This window comes from Sinorhizobium sp. NG07B (assembly GCF_002532005.1).
Lineage (GTDB): Bacteria > Pseudomonadota > Alphaproteobacteria > Rhizobiales > Rhizobiaceae > Sinorhizobium > Sinorhizobium fredii_C.
Map to the genome: position 1 here is coordinate 1,955,233 of NZ_NWTD01000001.1, position 16,743 is coordinate 1,971,975.

At 63.1% G+C, this 16,743-nt stretch carries 17 protein-coding genes; 2 read left to right on the forward strand and 15 right to left on the reverse strand.

Annotated elements, in window-relative coordinates; translation table 11 throughout:
* Window positions 1–72: 72 nt before the first annotated feature.
* The 15 genes from lipA to tpiA form a co-directional block, all read right to left on the reverse strand.
* Window positions 73–1,041 (reverse strand): lipoyl synthase, encoded by a 969-nt coding sequence (lipA, locus tag CO664_RS09550; RefSeq protein WP_097538518.1) that lies wholly within the window; start codon window positions 1,039–1,041, stop codon window positions 73–75.
* Between the two features lie 133 nt (window positions 1,042–1,174).
* A complete protein-coding gene (locus tag CO664_RS09555) occupies window positions 1,175–1,426 on the reverse strand; it encodes a GlsB/YeaQ/YmgE family stress response membrane protein (protein WP_037383196.1) in 252 nt (83 codons plus the stop codon).
* Window positions 1,427–1,501: 75 nt separating this feature from the next.
* Window positions 1,502–2,947: a dihydrolipoyl dehydrogenase gene (gene lpdA / locus CO664_RS09560; RefSeq protein WP_097538519.1), complete on the reverse strand. Its 1,446-nt coding sequence runs from the start codon at window positions 2,945–2,947 to the stop codon at window positions 1,502–1,504.
* A gap of 18 nt (window positions 2,948–2,965) precedes the next feature.
* A complete protein-coding gene (locus CO664_RS09565) occupies window positions 2,966–3,547 on the reverse strand; it encodes a GNAT family N-acetyltransferase (protein ID WP_097538520.1) in 582 nt (193 codons plus the stop codon).
* A 2-nt stretch (window positions 3,548–3,549) separates the two neighbouring features.
* The gene (locus tag CO664_RS09570) at window positions 3,550–4,191 is read right to left on the reverse strand and encodes an SGNH/GDSL hydrolase family protein (RefSeq protein ID WP_037423135.1); all 642 of its coding nucleotides are present in this window, start codon (window positions 4,189–4,191) and stop codon (window positions 3,550–3,552) included.
* A 112-nt stretch (window positions 4,192–4,303) separates the two neighbouring features.
* The gene (locus CO664_RS09575) at window positions 4,304–5,650 is read right to left on the reverse strand and encodes a pyruvate dehydrogenase complex dihydrolipoamide acetyltransferase (protein ID WP_097526854.1); all 1,347 of its coding nucleotides are present in this window, start codon (window positions 5,648–5,650) and stop codon (window positions 4,304–4,306) included.
* A gap of 14 nt (window positions 5,651–5,664) precedes the next feature.
* A complete protein-coding gene (locus tag CO664_RS09580) occupies window positions 5,665–7,032 on the reverse strand; it encodes a pyruvate dehydrogenase complex E1 component subunit beta (RefSeq protein WP_097538521.1) in 1,368 nt (455 codons plus the stop codon).
* A gap of 17 nt (window positions 7,033–7,049) precedes the next feature.
* Window positions 7,050–8,096, reverse strand: coding sequence for a pyruvate dehydrogenase (acetyl-transferring) E1 component subunit alpha (pdhA, locus tag CO664_RS09585; protein ID WP_037423144.1), 1,047 nt, complete (start codon window positions 8,094–8,096; stop codon window positions 7,050–7,052).
* A 137-nt stretch (window positions 8,097–8,233) separates the two neighbouring features.
* A complete protein-coding gene (locus CO664_RS09590; protein WP_026187443.1) occupies window positions 8,234–8,554 on the reverse strand; it encodes a septum formation initiator family protein in 321 nt (106 codons plus the stop codon).
* A 290-nt stretch (window positions 8,555–8,844) separates the two neighbouring features.
* The gene (eno, locus tag CO664_RS09595) at window positions 8,845–10,119 is read right to left on the reverse strand and encodes a phosphopyruvate hydratase (protein WP_037423149.1); all 1,275 of its coding nucleotides are present in this window, start codon (window positions 10,117–10,119) and stop codon (window positions 8,845–8,847) included.
* Between the two features lie 143 nt (window positions 10,120–10,262).
* Window positions 10,263–11,105 (reverse strand): 3-deoxy-8-phosphooctulonate synthase, encoded by an 843-nt coding sequence (kdsA, locus tag CO664_RS09600; protein WP_176536522.1) that lies wholly within the window; start codon window positions 11,103–11,105, stop codon window positions 10,263–10,265.
* Window positions 11,105–11,992, reverse strand: a complete 888-nt coding sequence (locus tag CO664_RS09605) for a VOC family protein (protein WP_037423152.1) — start codon at window positions 11,990–11,992, stop codon at window positions 11,105–11,107. Before CO664_RS09605 ends, kdsA begins: the two co-directional genes overlap by 1 nt.
* 172 nt (window positions 11,993–12,164) lie before the next feature.
* Window positions 12,165–13,802 (reverse strand): CTP synthase, encoded by a 1,638-nt coding sequence (locus CO664_RS09610; RefSeq protein WP_162109154.1) that lies wholly within the window; start codon window positions 13,800–13,802, stop codon window positions 12,165–12,167.
* 139 nt (window positions 13,803–13,941) lie between these two features.
* The gene (gene secG, locus CO664_RS09615; RefSeq protein WP_097538522.1) at window positions 13,942–14,415 is read right to left on the reverse strand and encodes a preprotein translocase subunit SecG; all 474 of its coding nucleotides are present in this window, start codon (window positions 14,413–14,415) and stop codon (window positions 13,942–13,944) included.
* 133 nt (window positions 14,416–14,548) lie between these two features.
* The gene (gene tpiA, locus CO664_RS09620; RefSeq protein ID WP_097538523.1) at window positions 14,549–15,319 is read right to left on the reverse strand and encodes a triose-phosphate isomerase; all 771 of its coding nucleotides are present in this window, start codon (window positions 15,317–15,319) and stop codon (window positions 14,549–14,551) included.
* 214 nt (window positions 15,320–15,533) lie between these two features.
* Between tpiA and CO664_RS09625 the strand changes: the two genes are divergently transcribed.
* Window positions 15,534–16,160 carry a cytochrome b gene (locus CO664_RS09625; protein WP_097538524.1) on the forward strand — a complete coding sequence of 209 codons (627 nt, stop codon included), beginning with the start codon at window positions 15,534–15,536 and terminating at the stop codon, window positions 16,158–16,160.
* Entirely contained in the window at window positions 16,157–16,741 is a 585-nt protein-coding gene (locus tag CO664_RS09630; protein WP_097538525.1) for a YceI family protein, read from the forward strand. Before CO664_RS09625 ends, CO664_RS09630 begins: the two co-directional genes overlap by 4 nt.
* Window positions 16,742–16,743: the final 2 nt, after the last annotated feature.

Genomic DNA, 16,743 nt, shown 5'->3' on the forward strand with positions numbered 1-16,743 from the left:
CGTCTCCACACAAGGAAAGCCGCGACGTCGGAACGCCGCGGCTATTGATCCTGTATCGGCGGCCGGCGAGGACTACTCTGCCACGGCCAGCTTCTTCTCCCGCGCCGCCTTCAGCCGTGCGAAGTCGTCGCCGGCATGGTGCGACGAGCGGGTCAGCGGGCTCGACGCAACCATCAGGAAGCCCTTGGTGTAGGCAACCGTCTCGTAGGACTTGAATTCCTCGGGGGTGACGAATTTCTCGACCTTGTGATGCTTGCGGGTCGGCTGCAGGTATTGCCCGATCGTCAGGAAGTCGACGTCGGCGGTGCGCAGGTCGTCCATCAGCTGCAGCACCTCGTTCCGATCTTCGCCGAGGCCGACCATGATGCCGGACTTGGTGAACATCGTCGGATCGAGTTCCTTCACCCGCTGCAGCAGGCGGATCGAATGGAAATAACGCGCCCCCGGACGCACCGTCAGATAGTTGGACGGAACGGTCTCGAGATTATGGTTGAAGACGTCCGGCTTGGCGGCAACGACCCGCTCCAGCGCGCCGGGCTTCCTCAGGAAGTCGGGCGTCAGGATTTCGATCGTCGTCGTGGGCGAGGCCTCGCGGATCGCAAAAATCACCTTCTCGAAATGCTCGGCGCCGCCGTCGTCGAGGTCGTCACGATCGACCGAGGTGATGACGACGTGACTGAGGCCCATCTGCTTGACGGCCTTGGCGACGTTGGCCGGCTCTTCGAGATCGAGGGCGTTCGGCTTGCCGGTCGACACGTTGCAGAAGGCGCAGGCACGCGTGCAGATCTCGCCCATGATCATGAAGGTGGCGTGCTTCTTGTCCCAACATTCGCCGATGTTGGGGCAGCCGGCCTCCTCGCAGACGGTGACGAGCTTGTTGCTCTTCACGATCGAGCGGGTCTCCTGGTAACCCTTCGAGGTCGGCGCCTTCACGCGGATCCAGTCCGGCTTGCGCAGCACTTCCGTGTCGGGCCGGTGCGCCTTTTCCGGATGGCGAATGCGCTGAGCCCGATCCGAGACCGCGTCGAAAACCGTTACCATGTTTCTTCCTTCGTCCTATCGAGCATGCGGCCAGAAGCCGTTGGCGATTTCGATCTATATAAACAGCCGGACATGAAAAGTCAGGCCACCATTTGCATGGCAGCCCGACCGCGATTGAATGGCGAATGGACTTCTATCCTCGAACGGCGCGGCCCGCGGCGATCAGCAGGCAGGCGCCGATGAAGCCGACGACCAGATAGGCGATCCAGCCGGTATAGGCCATGCCGAATGCCGCCAGGATGAAGTTCAAGACGACCGCGCCGATGATGCCGAGGATGATGTTCATGAACAGGCCCATCTGGCTGTTCATGAATTTCTCCGCCAGCCAGCCGGCCAGCCCACCGATGATGATCGCTGCCAAAATGCCCACGCCATTGACGCTCATGACGACCTCCGCGCACTGAAGATGCTACGCAATCAATGCGTGAGCATACCGCAAGTTCCGAACGGTCGCACGTCATCAGGCGTTCAGGACTTTTCCGTAGGCGTCGAGCACGCTTTCCTTCATCATTTCGGAGAGCGTCGGATGCGGGAAGATCGTGTGCATCAGCTCTTCCTCGGTCGTCTCCAGATTCATGGCAACGACGAAGCCCTGGATGAGCTCGGTGACTTCCGCGCCCACCATGTGCGCGCCGAGGAGCTCGCCGGTCTTCTTGTCGAAGATCGTCTTGATCAGGCCCTGGTCTTCGCCAAGCGCTATCGCCTTGCCGTTGGCGCCGAAGCTGTAGCGGCCGACGCGAATGTCGCGGCCAAGCTCCTTCGCCCTCGCCTCGGTGAGGCCGACGGAAGCGACCTGCGGGTCGCAATAGGTGCAGCCCGGGACCTTGCCCTTGTCGAGCGCATGGACGCCCGGGACGCCGGCGATCTTCTCGACGCAGATGACGCCCTCATGCTCGGCCTTATGCGCCAGCATCGGCGGACCGGCAACATCGCCGATCGCATAAATGCCGGGGACATTCGTCTTGCCATAACCGTCGGTGACGATGCAGCCGCGGCTGGTCTCGATGCGCAGCGCCTCGAGGCCGAGGTTCTCGATGTTGCCCTGAACGCCGACGGCCGAGATCAGACGGTCCGCCTTGATCGGCGTGACCTTGCCGTCCTTCGTCTCGACATGGGCCGTGACATCGTTGGCGCCCTTTTCGACCTTCGTCACCTTGGCGTCGGTGAAGATCTTCATGCCGCGCTTTTCGAGCTGCTTGCGGGCAAAGGCGGAAATCTCGGCATCCTCGACCGGCATGACCTGCGGCAGAAGCTCGACGACCGTGACGTCGACGCCCATGGAAAGATAGAAGCTCGCAAATTCGATGCCGATCGCGCCGGAGCCCATGACCACCATGGTCTTCGGCAGCTCCTCGGGCTTCATCGCCTCGAAATAGGTCCAGATCAGCTTGCCGTCCGGCTCGATTCCGGGCAACGCCCGCGGCCGGGCGCCGGTGGCGATGATGATGTGCTTGGCCGTGTAGGTGCCCTCGCCCTTTACCCCCTTCGGCACCGGGTTCTGCGGCTGGACGGCCGGCTTGGACGGCGCGCCGACGGCGATCTCGCCGGGCTTCGTCAGCTTCGCCTCGCCCCAGATCACATCGATCTTGTTCTTCTTCATGAGGAAGGCGACGCCGCCGTTCAGCCGCGCCGATACGCCGCGCGATCGGGCCACGACATCCTTGACGTTGGCGGTGATCTTGCCTTCGAGCGTCAGGCCGTAGTTCTTGGCGTGGTTGGCATGGTCGAGGATCTCGGCGGAGCGCAGCAGCGCCTTGGTGGGGATGCAGCCCCAGTTGAGGCAGATGCCGCCCAGGTGCTCGCGTTCGACGATCGCCGTCTTCAAGCCCAGCTGCGCCGAGCGGATGGCGGTGACATAGCCGCCCGGGCCCGAACCGATAACGATGACGTCGTAATTCTCAGCCATGTGTTTCCTACCTTTGTTTCAAGCGACCTTGCGGGTGAAGAGCACCCAATCATGTTTCCTGCTGTCTTCGAAAAGCGGTACGGCTTCGGCGCGCGCCACCTCTTCGAAGCCGTTCATGCTGTAGAGCGACTGCGCCTGGTCGTTGTGGCTCTCGGTGATCAGGCTTACCGGCGCCTTGCCGGCGCGGACAAATTCGTTTTCGAGCAGCGCCCGGCCAATCCCTTTGCCGCGATGCGGCCTGTAGACGCCGAGGCTATCGACGAACCAGTGACCGACCACCTGCTTCTGCAGCGCAAGCAAGGGCGCGAGCACCGGATGCTTCGGCTCGATCTCACGGATCGATGCGTCGATTGCGTAAGAGATCGAGACGCCGACGATCTCTTCTTCGACGAGGGCGACCACCGCGTGGCGCCACGTCCCTAAACCCTCGTCCTGGCGCAGCCGGTTGCGGCCGTGCTCAAAAGCTGTTTCCGCCGATTTGGCCAAAACGCCGCCGTACCACAGCCAGGAGGCAAAGCCGTGCGAGGCGATATCGACGAGGATCGCCAGTTCCGCCGCCTCGCTTCGCATCGCGGGTCTGAGGGTTGCGCCAGCCGCCATCGTCAAAGCCCGAGCAACATCCGTACGACCGGCTCCACGCCCCGACCGATTGCACGGGTATTCTCGGCGTCAAGATGAACCCCATCGAGCGGCGTCGTCCGAGCGACCGAGCCGGCGTCGAAGAAGCCGCAATCGAGTTCGTCGGCAAGATCGCGATAGAGCGAGGCCAGCATCGCCGACTGCTCGACGCCGCCGGCAAACATCGCCGCGAAGTCGCTGTCGGCGGTTTCGCAAAGCGGTGGCGGCGAGACGATCAGGATATCCGGCCCCTCCTCCGTCTCCGTCGGCCAGTCGTGCTTGCGAACCAGGTTGACCAGGCGCTCGACACCCTTGACGGCGCCGAAGGCCGTGCCGTGAATGATTGGCTTCATGTCGTTCGAACCGAGCATGAAGACAACAAGATCGAGCGGTGCGTGGCTGTGCAGTACGGTCGGAAGGACACGCGCGCCGTTACGGTCGCAATCGGCGAGATGATCGTCATAGGCTGTGGTGCGGCCGTTCAGCCCCTCGGCGATGACGTTGACGCCGGAACCCAGCGCCTTCTGCAGCACGCTCGGCCAACGATCCTCCAGCGCATGCCGACCCGGACCCTCCGCATCATAGCCCCAGGTCAGACTGTCACCATAGCAAAGGACTGTCTTCATCTGCCTACTCGCATGTGATGCATGTCGCCCAAAAGTGTGCAGCGGTTGAGGCAATGACACGCACAAGACGTCAGGAAAGGAAGGACCGGCGGAAGCGCCGGTCCGGATCGCATCAGACGAGCATGCCCATCGGGTTTTCGATGTAGCGCTTGAAGGCGCCGAGCAGTTCGGCACCAAGAGCGCCATCGACGCAGCGATGGTCGGTCGAGAGCGTGACGGTCATCATGTTGGCGACGACCATCTCCTTGTTCTTGACGATAACCCGCTCCTCGCCGGCGCCGACCGCGAGGATCGTCGCATGCGGCGGGTTGACGACGGCTGCGAAGTCCTTGACGCCCATCATGCCCATGTTGGAGACGGCGGTCGTGCCGCCCTGATATTCTTCCGGCTTCAGCTTGCGCTCTTTCGCGCGCTTGCCGAGATCCTTCATCTCGTTGGAGATGGCCGAAAGGCTCTTCAACTCTGCCTGGCGGACGATCGGCGTAATCAGGCCGCCCGGAATGGACACGGCAACGCCCACATCGGCGTGCTTGTGCTTGACCATGTTCGTATCGGTCCAGGAAACGTTCGCATCCGGAACGTCGCGCAGCGCCAGCGCCAGCGCCTTGATCACCATATCGTTGACCGAGAGCTTGTAGACTGGCTTGCCATCCTTCTCCGGTGCTGCCGCGTTAAGCTGGGCACGCAGTGCCAAGAGAGCATCGAGCTGGCAATCGAGGGAAACGTAGAAGTGCGGGATCGTCTGCTTCGATTCCTGCAGGCGCTTGGCAATCGTCTTGCGCATGCCGTCATGCGGGACGAGCTCGTAGGAGCCCGGCTCGAAGAGCTTGAGAACGGCGTCTTCCGACATGCCCTTGGCAAGCGGTGCCGCGGCCGGCGCTTGCCCGGCTGCCGGCGCCGCGGCCGGCTTGGCGGTGCCGCCGGAAACCGCGGTTTCGACATCCTTCTTGACGACGCGGCCATAGGGACCGGAACCGGCAATGGCCGAGAGATCGATGCCCGCTTCCTTGGCGAGGCGGCGGGCGAGCGGCGACGAGAAGACGCGCTTTGCATCACCGGCCGCCGGTGCCGGCGCAGTCGATGCGGCCGGAGCCGCAGGCGCTGCGGCCGGTGCCGGTGCAGCGGCAGGTGCCGCCGGAGCCGGTGCTTCCGCCTTGGCGGCGGAGGCCGGCGCGGCCGCGCCATTACCGCCCTTGGCCGCCGTTGCGACATCCTCGCCGTCCGCGGCCAGAACTGCGATCAACGCATTGACCTTGACGCCTTCGGTGCCGGCCGGAACGACGATCTTGGCGACGGTGCCTTCATCGACGGCTTCGACTTCCATGGTCGCCTTGTCGGTCTCGATCTCGGCAATGACGTCGCCGGACTTGACCTTGTCGCCTTCCTTGACGAGCCACTTGGCGAGATTGCCTTCTTCCATCGTCGGAGAGAGGGCAGGCATTGTGATGTTGATTGGCATCGAACGTCCCTCTCTTATTTGTAGCAGACGGCTTTCACCGCATCGACGACCTCGGCGACGTTTGGCAGAGCAAGCTTCTCCAGGTTGGCCGCGTAAGGCATCGGCACGTCCTTGCCGGCGATCGTCAGGATTGGCGCATCGAGATAGTCGAACGCCTGCTGCATGACGCGGGTGGCGATCTCGGTGCCGACGGAGGACTGCGGGTAGCCTTCCTCGACGGTGACGAGGCGACCGGTCTTCTTGACCGATTCGATGACCGTCGGCAGGTCCATCGGGCGGATGGTCCGAAGGTCGATGACTTCGACATCGATGCCCTGCGCCTCGAGCTCGGCGGCGGCCTTGACCGCATAGGTCATGCCGATGCCGAAGGAGACGATCGTCGCGTCCTTGCCGACGCGGTGAATGCGAGCCTTGCCGATCGGCAGAACGAAATCTTCGAGCTTCGGTACTTCGAAGGACTGGCCGTAGAGGATTTCGTTTTCGAGTAAGATCACCGGGTTCGGGTCGCGGATCGCGGCCTTGAGCAGGCCCTTCGCATCCGCCGCCGTATAGGGCATGACGACCTTCAGGCCCGGAATATGGCTGTACCAGGCGGCATAGCACTGCGAGTGCTGCGCGGCCACGCGGGCTGCCGCACCGCTCGGGCCGCGGAAGACGATCGGCGCGCCCATCTGGCCGCCGGACATGTAGAGCGTCTTGGCGGCCGAGTTGATGATGTGGTCGATCGCCTGCATGGCGAAGTTGAAGGTCATAAACTCGACGATCGGACGCAGGCCGGTCATCGCCGCACCGACGCCGATGCCGGCAAAACCATGTTCGGTGATCGGCGTATCGACGACCCGGCGGGGGCCGAATTCCTGCAGCAACCCTTGCGTGATCTTGTAGGCGCCCTGGTATTCGGCAACCTCCTCGCCCATGACGAAGACGTCGTCATTGGCGCGCATTTCCTCCGCCATTGCATCGCGCAGCGCTTCGCGGACGGTGATCGTCACCATCTCGGTGCCGGCCGGAATGGCGGGATCGGACGGGACTTCCGCCTTCGGCTGGGCCGCTACGGGCGCCGCGGCCGGCGCCGGAGCTTCTGCCGCTGCCGGCTTCGGCGCCTCCGTCTTGCCGCTGGCAATATCGCCGGCGCCCTCGCCGTCCTGAAGCAGCACGGCGATCGGCGTATTGACCTTTACGCCTTCGGTGCCGGCGGCGATCAAGAGCTTGCCGATCGTGCCTTCGTCGACGGCTTCGACTTCCATCGTCGCCTTGTCGGTTTCGATCTCGGCGATGACGTCACCGGACGCAACCTTGTCGCCCTCGTTCTTCAGCCACTTGGAGAGCGTGCCTTCCTCCATCGTCGGGGAAAGGGCAGGCATAAGAATTTCTACTGGCATATTCGTCCCTCCCCGGATCAAAGCAGGATGTCGGTATAGAGCTCGGACACATCCGGCTCCGGATCAGACTGGGCAAAATCCGCGCTGTCCGCAACGATGTCGCGAACCTCCTTGTCGATCTGCTTCAGTTCGTCCTCGCTCGCCCAGCCCTTTTCGACAAGGCGGGCCTTCACCTGCTCGATCGGATCATGCTCCGAGCGCATCTTCTGCACTTCGTCCTTCGAGCGGTATTTCGCCGGGTCGGACATGGAGTGGCCGCGGTAGCGGTAGGTCAGCATTTCGAGGATGATCGGCCCCTTGCCGGAGCGGCAATGTTCGACAGCGTCGTCGGCTGCCGCCTTGACCGCGCGCACGTCCATGCCGTCGACCTGATAGCCCGGGATGCCGAAGGAAGCGCCGCGCTGCGAGAAATCGGTCTGTGCCGAGGCGCGCGACACGGAGGTGCCCATCGCATAGCGATTGTTCTCGACGATGTAGATCACCGGCAGCTTCCAGAGCGCTGCCATGTTGAAGCTTTCGTAGACCTGGCCCTGGTTGGCGGCGCCGTCACCGAAATAGGCGAGGCTGACATTGTCGTTGCCGCGATACCGATTGGCGAAGGCAAGGCCGGTGCCGAGCGATACCTGCGCGCCGACGATGCCGTGGCCGCCGTAGAAGTGCTTCTCCTTGGAGAACATGTGCATCGAGCCGCCCTTCCCCTTGGAAAGACCGCCGCGGCGACCGGTAAGCTCGGCCATCACGCCGCGGGCGCTCATGCCGCAGGCGAGCATATGGCCGTGATCGCGGTAACCGGTAATGACCTGGTCGCCCTCTTTCAGCGCCAGCTGCATGCCGACGACGACGGCTTCCTGGCCGATATAAAGGTGACAGAAGCCGCCGATGAAGCCCATGCCGTAAAGCTGGCCGGCCTTCTCCTCGAAACGCCGGATCAGCAGCATTTCGCGATAGGCCTTCAGTTCATCTTCCTTGGAGAATTCGGCGATCGTGCCGCTGGTGAAGTCCTTCTTGGCCGGCTTGGCGGCGGCCTTGCGGCTGGAGACGGACGCGGTTTTTCGCGGAGCCATTCATTCCTCCCAATGGTTAGCCTTTGGTGGGCTACCATAGGCAAAGAAGCGCGCCGCAGCAATGCCATATTTGCATGGCTATCATTCAAGTCAAATAGCTGAATTTAAACGTTTATTTGTGATTAACCGAATTTCAGTTAATTCGCAGAGCGATGAAAAATGACGATCTCGTCGCTACGCGACATATTTAGCGCGAGGCGAGCCTTCTCATCCAGCATGTCTCTTTCCAACGAACCGTCACTCATCAGCTCGACCTCCTTTTCCAGGATTTGCCGCCTTTGAGTGAGCTCGTCGAGCCGTGCCTGCCGCTCGGCGATCTGGCGGTCGAACTCCTCCGTCGCCCTTAAGCCGTAACCGCCATGGATCGAATGATAGCCGAAGTAGGAAAGAAAGGCGACTGCGATCACCGGCACTACCAGCCGCCCCAGTCTCCGCTTCTTGTGATGCCGTGTCCACATCGTCGATGCCCTGCTACGCAATACCAAGGCAGACTAGCGCCGATTGATTAACCGACCGTTGACCATGAATGGCAGGGAAAAGGAAACCCGCCGGCCGTGAGGCAGGCGGGTTTGGAATATTGCGGGTTGTCGGCAGGCATTTTGGCTTAATTTGCCCCTCACCTCAGTCCCCTCTCCCCGCACGCGGGGAGAGGGGACTGAGTGGCACCCGCGAGTCCCTTCTCCCCGCGAGCGGGGAGAAGGTGCCGCTAGGCGGATGAGGGGCAGCCGCTGCGCCGCTTAGCCAATAATCACCCCCGCAGGATCGACCGACCCGCGTAGGCCGCCTGCAGACCGAGTTGTTCCTCGATGCGGATCAGCTGATTGTACTTGGCAAGCCGGTCGGAACGGGCGAGCGAACCGGTCTTGATCTGACCGCAATTGGTGGCAACCGCCAGATCGGCGATCGTCGAATCCTCGGTTTCGCCGGAACGGTGCGACATGACGGCGGTGTAGCGGGCCTTGTGGGCCGTCTCGACGGCATCGAGCGTCTCGGAAAGCGAGCCGATCTGGTTGACCTTGACGAGGATCGAGTTGGCGACGCCCATCTTGATGCCGTCGCGCAGCCGCGCGGAGTTGGTGACGAAGAGGTCGTCGCCGACGAGCTGGCACTTGTTGCCGATAAGGTCGGTCAGCGCCTTCCAGCCGTCCCAGTCGTCTTCGGCCATGCCGTCCTCGATCGAGATGATCGGATACTTGGCGGCAAGCTCTGCGAGGTATTCGGCCATGGCACCCGGCTCCAGCGTCCGGCCCTCGCCTTCGAGCACGTATTTGCCGTCCTTGAAGAACTCCGTCGAGGCGCAGTCGAGCGCGACATACATGTCCTCACCCGGCTTGTAGCCGGCTTTCTCAATCGACTTCATGATGAAGTCGAGGGCCGCAGGCGCGGAAGCCAAGCCCGGCGCGAAGCCGCCTTCGTCGCCGACATTGGTGTTATGGCCTTCGGCGGCGAGCTGCTTCTTCAGCGTGTGGAAGACTTCCGAACCCATGCGGACGGCATCCTTCAGCGTTTCGGCGCCCACCGGCATGATCATGAATTCCTGGAAGTCGATCGGGTTGTCGGCATGCGCGCCGCCGTTGATGATGTTCATCATCGGCACCGGCAGGAGATGTGCGTTCGGGCCGCCGACGTAACGGTAGAGCGGCAGGCCGGCCGCTTCCGCCGCAGCCTTGGCGACGGCGAGCGACACGCCGAGAATGGCGTTGGCGCCGAGGCGCGACTTGTTCGACGTGCCGTCGAGCTCGATCATCGTCTTGTCGATCTGGATCTGGTTCTCGGCATCGAGACCGCCGATCGCCTCGAAGATCTCGCCGTTGACGGCGTCGACGGCTCGCTCTACGCCCTTGCCGAGATAGCGGGTGCCGCCGTCGCGCAGCTCGACCGCTTCATGCGCGCCGGTCGAAGCGCCCGAGGGAACGGCGGCGCGGCCGAAGCTGCCGTCCTCGAGATGAACATCGACCTCGACGGTCGGGTTGCCGCGGCTGTCGAGGATCTCTCGGCCGATGATGTCGATGATCGCAGTCATGATCTCTTCCCTGCTTGTGGACGTTGGTGATGGTCGGCCTGTCTTAATGGATGGCCCTGAAATTACAATGGCGCTGGGCGCCGGGAGCACGGGGTGCCGTCGTGCGTCATGAAAATTTCACGCGCGGCGCGGCACCTGCTCATTCAAGTCTTGGCGATGGCATCGAAGGCGAGCAGTTTCTCGAGGAGCCGCGGCATGTCCTTGAGCGGCACCATGTTCGGGCCATCGGAGGGAGCGTTATCCGGATCCTCATGCGTCTCGATGAAGACGCCGGCAACGCCGACGGCAACGGCGGCGCGTGCCAGGGTCTCGACGAACTCCCGCTGGCCGCCTGAGGAGCCGCCCTGCCCACCGGGCTGCTGCACCGAATGGGTGGCGTCGAACACGACCGGGGCCCCGAGCGCCGCCATGATCGGCAGCGAGCGCATGTCGGAAACGAGCGTGTTGTAGCCGAAGGATGCGCCGCGCTCGCAGAGAAGGACGTTCGGGTTGCCGCTCATCGTGAATTTGGCGAGCACGTTCTTCATGTCCCAGGGCGCCAGGAACTGGCCCTTCTTGACGTTGATGGCGCGCCCGGTCTTGGCGGCCGCTACGAGAAGATCGGTCTGGCGCGACAAGAAGGCCGGGATCTGCAGAATGTCGACGGTCTCGGCGACCGCGGCGCACTGCTCTTCCGTGTGGATGTCGGTCAGCACCGGGAAGCCGAATTCACGCTTGAGGTCGGCAAAGATTTCCATCGCCTTTTCAATGCCGATGCCGCGCTTGCCGGAGAGCGAGGTGCGGTTCGCCTTGTCGAAGGACGACTTGTAGACGAGGCCGAGACCGAGCGACTTGCAGAGTTCGACCAGCCTGCCGGCGATCATGAAGGCATGCTCGCGGCTTTCCATCTGACAGGGGCCGGCGATCAGCGTCAGCCGCTCCTGTTGGGAGAACACCACCTGGCCGGCACCCTCGCCGACGACGACCCTTGCATTCGTTTCCATCATCATACTCCAAATGCGAAAATCACCCCCTGCCCCGGCGCTTCCGGGACAACGAGGCGTCCGCCCATTTCTGAAAATTCAATGTCGTTCTGCGCAAACAGCGCGCGCGTCGCTTCGAGATCGGCGACGCGGAACACCACGGCACGGCCGCGCAAGCCGCGGTCGGTCGCACTGACGGAGCGGCCATAGAAGGCCTCCATCCCTGCAGGGTTCAAGACCGACAGTTTGACGCTGCCGGCCTGGATGTCCATGCCGAAGGAATGGGCCGAGACCTCGCGCTCGTCGACCGCTTCCTGCAGCAGATATTGGAAATCCGTCGGATTGGGTTCGGAAAGAACAACCTCGCCGATGCCGGTCACGCCGTTCTCGTGATTGGTGAGCGCGCCGTCGACAGGCAGGGCGCGGATCCGCTGGCAACTGAACAGGAAGAAGTCGGGCGCGCGCAGGTCGGCGGCAAATGCCAGGCGGAAGGAGCCGAGCGCCTCGCGTCCGTCCGGCAGGCGCATGGGCCGCGAGAATTCCAGCATCTCGCCGCCGGAGATGCCGCAGGACCTATAGCGGATGTGGTCGGTGGCGGCATCGGGCGTCCCGAGCACGACCGCCGAGAGACCCTCGGGCCCTTGCCGGAAACGGAACGCCTGATCGCGCGCCACAAAGGCGTTGCCTCCAAGCGCGGCGGCCTCGCACTCTTCACGCGAGGCGATGGCGAGCGGCTCGATGTATGTATCGCCGGGGAAGAAGACACAGGCGTTCTCGGTGCCGAAGGGATGGCGCGCATCTCCTGCCACGGTGAAGCCGAGATCGCCGAGGCGCCGCCTCGCCTGCCCGAGTTCCGCCACCGGCAGCACGAGATGATCGAGCGGGCGGGCGGTGCGGGTAGGCAGGTTCATGGCGATTTCCCTGGTGACCGGTTTGCCGCTGTTTGCAACTTTTGACCGATGATTGCAAGCGGCAGCGGGACAGGCGTCGAATGCAGCCACCTCACGCAAGCATGCGAGGCGCCAATAGGCGCACGGCCGGCCTTGGGGACCGGCCGCGAAATCGGGACATGCGGGGTGGAGGCTACACTAGCCGCGACTGTTCGAGCGCTGCCTCGATGAAGCTCGCAAACAGAGGATGCGGATCAAGTGGCCGGGACTTCAGCTCCGGATGGTACTGAACGCCGATGAACCAGGGATGATCCGGATATTCTACCGTCTCCGGCAGCACGCCGTCCGGTGACATGCCGGAGAACACGAGGCCGCAGGATTCCAGTCGCTCCTTGTAGTCGACATTGACCTCGTAGCGATGGCGATGGCGCTCGGAGATATCCGGAGATCCATAGATCCCGGCGATCTTCGTATCGGGCTTGAGGGCTGCACGGTAGGCACCGAGGCGCATGGTGCCGCCGAGATCGCCGGAGGCCGAGCGCTTCTCGAGCGCGTTGCCCTTCACCCATTCGGTCATCAGACCGACGACTGGCTCCTTGGTGGGGCCGAATTCGGTCGAGGATGCCTTGTCGATGCCGGCGAGATTGCGGGCGGCCTCGACCACGGCCATCTGCATGCCGAAGCAGATGCCGAAATAGGGCACCTTACGTTCGCGGGCAAAGCGCGCCGCGTTGATCTTGCCCTCCGAACCGCGCTCGCCGAAGCCGCCGGGAACCAGAATGCCGTGGACCTTCTCGAGATAGGGCGCCGGATCCTCCTTCTCGAAGACCTCGGACTCGATCCATTCGAGCTTGACCTTGACGCGATTGGCGATGCCGCCGTGATAGAGCGCCTCGATCAGCGACTTATAGGCATCCTTAAGGCCGGTATATTTGCCGACGATCGCGATCGTCACTTCGCCTTCCGGCGTGCGGATCCGGTGCGCCACATTCTCCCAGGCTTCCATGCGCGGCTTCGGCGCCGGCTCGATGCCGAAGGCGGCGAGCACTTCGTTGTCGAGGCCTTCCTTATGATAGGCGATCGGCACGTCGTAGATCGACGCCACGTCGAGCGCCTGGATGACTGCCGATTGCCGCACATTGCAGAAGAGCGACAGCTTGCGGCGCTCCGCTTCCGGGATCTCCCGATCGGCGCGAACGAGCAGAATGTCGGGGTGGATACCGAGCGCCTGCAACTCCTTGACCGAGTGCTGGGTCGGCTTGGTCTTGAGCTCGCCCGCCGCCGGAATATAGGGCATCAGCGTCAGGTGGACATAGACGGCGGTGCCGCGCGGCAGGTCGTTGCCGAGCTGGCGGATCGCCTCCATGAAGGGCATTGCCTCGATGTCGCCGACGGTGCCGCCGATTTCGCAGATGACAAAGTCGTAGTCTTCGTTGCCTTCGGTGACGAAGTTCTTGATCTCGTTGGTGACGTGCGGGATCACCTGAACCGTCGCCCCGAGATAGTCGCCGCGCCGTTCCTTGTCGATGATGTTCTTATAGATCCGGCCCGTGGTGATGTTGTCGGTCTTAGTCGCCGAGCGGCCGGTGAAACGCTCGTAGTGGCCGAGATCGAGGTCGGTTTCGGCCCCATCGTCGGTGACGAACACCTCGCCATGCTGCGTCGGGCTCATCGTGCCGGGATCGACATTGAGATACGGGTCGAGCTTGCGCAGCCTCACGCGGTAGCCACGCGCCTGCAGCAGCGCTCCGAGAGCGGCCGCAGCGATGCCCTTTCCGAGGGAGGAGACCACGCCGCCAGTGATGAATACATATCGCGCCATGGGAGTCACCGGATACCTTTTCACAAACGATTCCGCCACCGAAAAAATTCGTCTTCCCGAATTTTTCCGTTTCTCGGTGCGGCAGATTTCACACAAAACAAAACCGGCGGATGAAACATCCGCCGGCGGGTTCTTCTGAACTTCGGCCTTACTGGCCGCTCGGAACTTGCGATCCGGTATTGCCGTTGGCGCCGGGGGCCGGAGCCGGGGTGGCCGGCTGAGCAGCCGGAGTGGCGGGCTGGGCCGCGCCTTCTGCCGGAACCGCGTTGTTGGCGCCATTGCCGTTCGCCGGAGCCCCAGTGTTGCCGCCGGCTGGCGCCGTCTGGCCGCCGCCGAGCGAATCCAGCACGCCGCCGCTCGAGCTCGTGCCCGGAATACGCTCGAGAATATCGGTCGCCTGCGGCTCGTAGCGCGCGAGGATGCCCATCGCCAGCGCCAGAGCGAAGAACAGGAAGGCGAGGACCGCAGTCGTGCGGGTCAGCGCATTGGCCGTGCCGCGGGCGGACATGAAGCCCGAACCGCCGCCTATGCCGAGACCGCCACCTTCGGAGCGCTGAATGAGGACGACGCCGATCAGGGCGACGACGACCATGAGATAAACGACGAGGAGTACGGTCTGCATCAGCTTCCAGTCCTGCCCTCTTCGGGGCATTCGAATCGAACGATCGCGGCCACATCAGGGGCCGCGCCAAATTTCGCGCCTCTTTATACCAAGCCGCCGGCTATTCCAAGCCCCTGCCCGCCGTACGCGGCGGTCAGGCAGTCAATTCTTCATAGGCCCCGTAGATGGCGAGGAAGTCTTCCGCTTTCAAGCTGGCGCCGCCGATCAGCGCACCGTCGACATTGGCGACGCCCATCAATTCCTTGGCATTGGAAGGCTTGACGGAGCCGCCATAGAGGATGCGCATTTTGCCGCCCTCGGAACCGAAGCGGGTGACAAGCTCGGCACGCATGAAGGCATGCGCCTCTTCCACGTCTCCGACGGTCGGCGTCAAACCGGTGCCGATCGCCCAGACCGGCTCATAGGCGATCACCGTGCTCTCCGCCGTCGCGCCATCCGGCAGGCTGCCGGCGAGCTGGCGCTTCAGGACGTCGAGCGTCTTGCCGCCTTTGCGTTCCTCTCCCGTCTCGCCAATGCAGACGATGGCGACGAGGCCCGCCGCATGCGCGGCTTCGGTCTTCGCCCTTACCAGTGCGTCGGTTTCGGCGTGATCGGTGCGGCGTTCGGAATGACCGACGATCACATGGGTGCCGAAGCAGTCGGCGATCATCTCGGCAGAAACATCGCCGGTGTGGGCGCCCGATTGCTTCTGGTGGCAGTTCTGCGCGCCGATCATCAGCGGGCTGTCGTCGCAAAGCGCAGTCGCAACGTAAAGCAGCGTCGCCGGCGGGCAGATCAACGTCTCGACCCTGGCGGAAAGCTCGCCCTTGACGCCCTCGGCCATAGCCTTGATCTGGTCCAGCGATGCACGCGTACCATTCATCTTCCAGTTGCCGGCAACGAGCGGGCGAATGTCAGGCGTCATCAGTTCTTCCTCCGGGATCAAAGCCTCTCGGGCAAGCGGCCTAGCAAATCGGTTAGGCAAATGAAAGCACCTCGCCGCAGATTCCGGCGCCATCCGGCCAATAGGTGCTGCGCGTATGAACGATCCCGGAGCGAACTTTGGACTGGAGCATTTCGAATAAAACGAAGCCTTGGGGCGTCTCACGTCAACGGCAGACAGCTGGTCAAGTCACCCAATGCTGCGCAACCGCGAGAACGGCTTCGGAACGGTAACGATCGTGCTGCACTGGACGATCGTGCTGCTCATCCTCGGCCTGATGCTGGTCGGCTTCGCCATGCGGCGAATCGAGCTCGATCCGGCGCTGCAGTTCTCGCTTTACCAATGGCACAAGTCGCTCGGCTTCACTGCCTTGGGGCTCGCGCTCTTGAGAGCCCTCTGGTGGCTGGCAGAGCGGACCCCGCAGCCCGTTCCGGGCCTCCATCCGTTTGAATATGCCGCGGCGCGCCAAACGCACGGGATACTGATCCTCCTTGGGGTCATCGTGCCGCTGGCCGGCTGGGCCGTCGCCTCCGCCTCGACACTGAACATGCCGAGCTTCTACTTCAACATCATCATCATACCGCATCTACCGCTGCCGCAATCGGAAAGCGCCGAGGCGTTCTGGGCCCGCACTCACGCATTGCTCGCCTATGTCATGCTCGTTTTGGTGGCCATCCACGCTGTGGCGGCGCTCTATCATCAGTTCGTCCGAGGCGACGAGGTGTTGATCCGCATGCTGCGCTCCGCCTCCAGCAGGAGCGATGCGGGGCCAGTCCCGGGTGGAGAAACCAACAGGCCCCTTGCCGGGAGGAATGATCCATGAGCGCTCATCGCCATCTCGCCCTGACTGCAGCCTTCGCGTTGATCGCTGCTGCTCTACCGGCCAACGCACAGGCGCCGTCGCTCGCGGATGCGGCCGGAAGCTACAGCATCTCCAACTCCTCGCGCATCCATTTCAGCATCGGGCAGACGGGCGGCGGCGGAATCGCCGGCAACTTCGCAAAGTTCTCCGGCAAGTTTCGGATAGATGGCAGCAACGTCTCGCGTTCGTCGGTCGAGTTCACGCTCTTTCCGGAGAGCGTCAGGGCCAGGGAGCGCCGCATCGAGAATTTCCTGCGGTCGAGCGCGGTCTTCGACACGGCCAATTTTCAGACCGTGACCTTCCGCTCCACAAACGTCACCCAGACCGGCCCCGGTAGCGCGACGGTAGAGGGTGCACTGACGGCGCGTGGCAAGACGCGCAAGGAACGCTTCGCCGTCACCCTGATCGACTGGGACAAGCGCTCGATTTCCTTCACCATCCGCGGCAGCATCCGCCGCTCACCCTACGGCATGGACGTCGGCACCCCCATTTATTCCAACGTGGTCGAGTTCGACATGAACATTAAGGGAGTGAGGCGTTGACC

Bases quoted from the DNA above. Each gene is read 5' to 3' on its own strand.
- CO664_RS09605 (WP_037423152.1), bottom strand. From the start codon at position 11,992: ATGAACCTGCCTACCCGCACCGCCCGCCCGCTCGATCATCTCGTGCTG.
- CO664_RS09555 (WP_037383196.1), bottom strand. From the start codon at position 1,426: ATGAGCGTCAATGGCGTGGGCATTTTGGCAGCGATCATCATCGGTGGG.
- kdsA (WP_176536522.1), bottom strand. From the start codon at position 11,105: ATGATGGAAACGAATGCAAGGGTCGTCGTCGGCGAGGGTGCCGGCCAG.
- pdhA (WP_037423144.1), bottom strand. From the start codon at position 8,096: ATGGCTCCGCGAAAAACCGCGTCCGTCTCCAGCCGCAAGGCCGCCGCC.
- lpdA (WP_097538519.1), bottom strand. From the start codon at position 2,947: ATGGCTGAGAATTACGACGTCATCGTTATCGGTTCGGGCCCGGGCGGC.
- CO664_RS09630 (WP_097538525.1), top strand. From the start codon at position 16,157: ATGAGCGCTCATCGCCATCTCGCCCTGACTGCAGCCTTCGCGTTGATC.
- CO664_RS09625 (WP_097538524.1), top strand. From the start codon at position 15,534: ATGCTGCGCAACCGCGAGAACGGCTTCGGAACGGTAACGATCGTGCTG.
- CO664_RS09565 (WP_097538520.1), bottom strand. From the start codon at position 3,547: ATGGCGGCTGGCGCAACCCTCAGACCCGCGATGCGAAGCGAGGCGGCG.
- CO664_RS09570 (WP_037423135.1), bottom strand. From the start codon at position 4,191: ATGAAGACAGTCCTTTGCTATGGTGACAGTCTGACCTGGGGCTATGAT.
- CO664_RS09590 (WP_026187443.1), bottom strand. From the start codon at position 8,554: ATGTGGACACGGCATCACAAGAAGCGGAGACTGGGGCGGCTGGTAGTG.
- lipA (WP_097538518.1), bottom strand. From the start codon at position 1,041: ATGGTAACGGTTTTCGACGCGGTCTCGGATCGGGCTCAGCGCATTCGC.
- eno (WP_037423149.1), bottom strand. From the start codon at position 10,119: ATGACTGCGATCATCGACATCATCGGCCGAGAGATCCTCGACAGCCGC.
- tpiA (WP_097538523.1), bottom strand. From the start codon at position 15,319: ATGACGCCTGACATTCGCCCGCTCGTTGCCGGCAACTGGAAGATGAAT.
- secG (WP_097538522.1), bottom strand. From the start codon at position 14,415: ATGCAGACCGTACTCCTCGTCGTTTATCTCATGGTCGTCGTCGCCCTG.
- CO664_RS09580 (WP_097538521.1), bottom strand. From the start codon at position 7,032: ATGCCAGTAGAAATTCTTATGCCTGCCCTTTCCCCGACGATGGAGGAA.
- CO664_RS09575 (WP_097526854.1), bottom strand. From the start codon at position 5,650: ATGCCAATCAACATCACAATGCCTGCCCTCTCTCCGACGATGGAAGAA.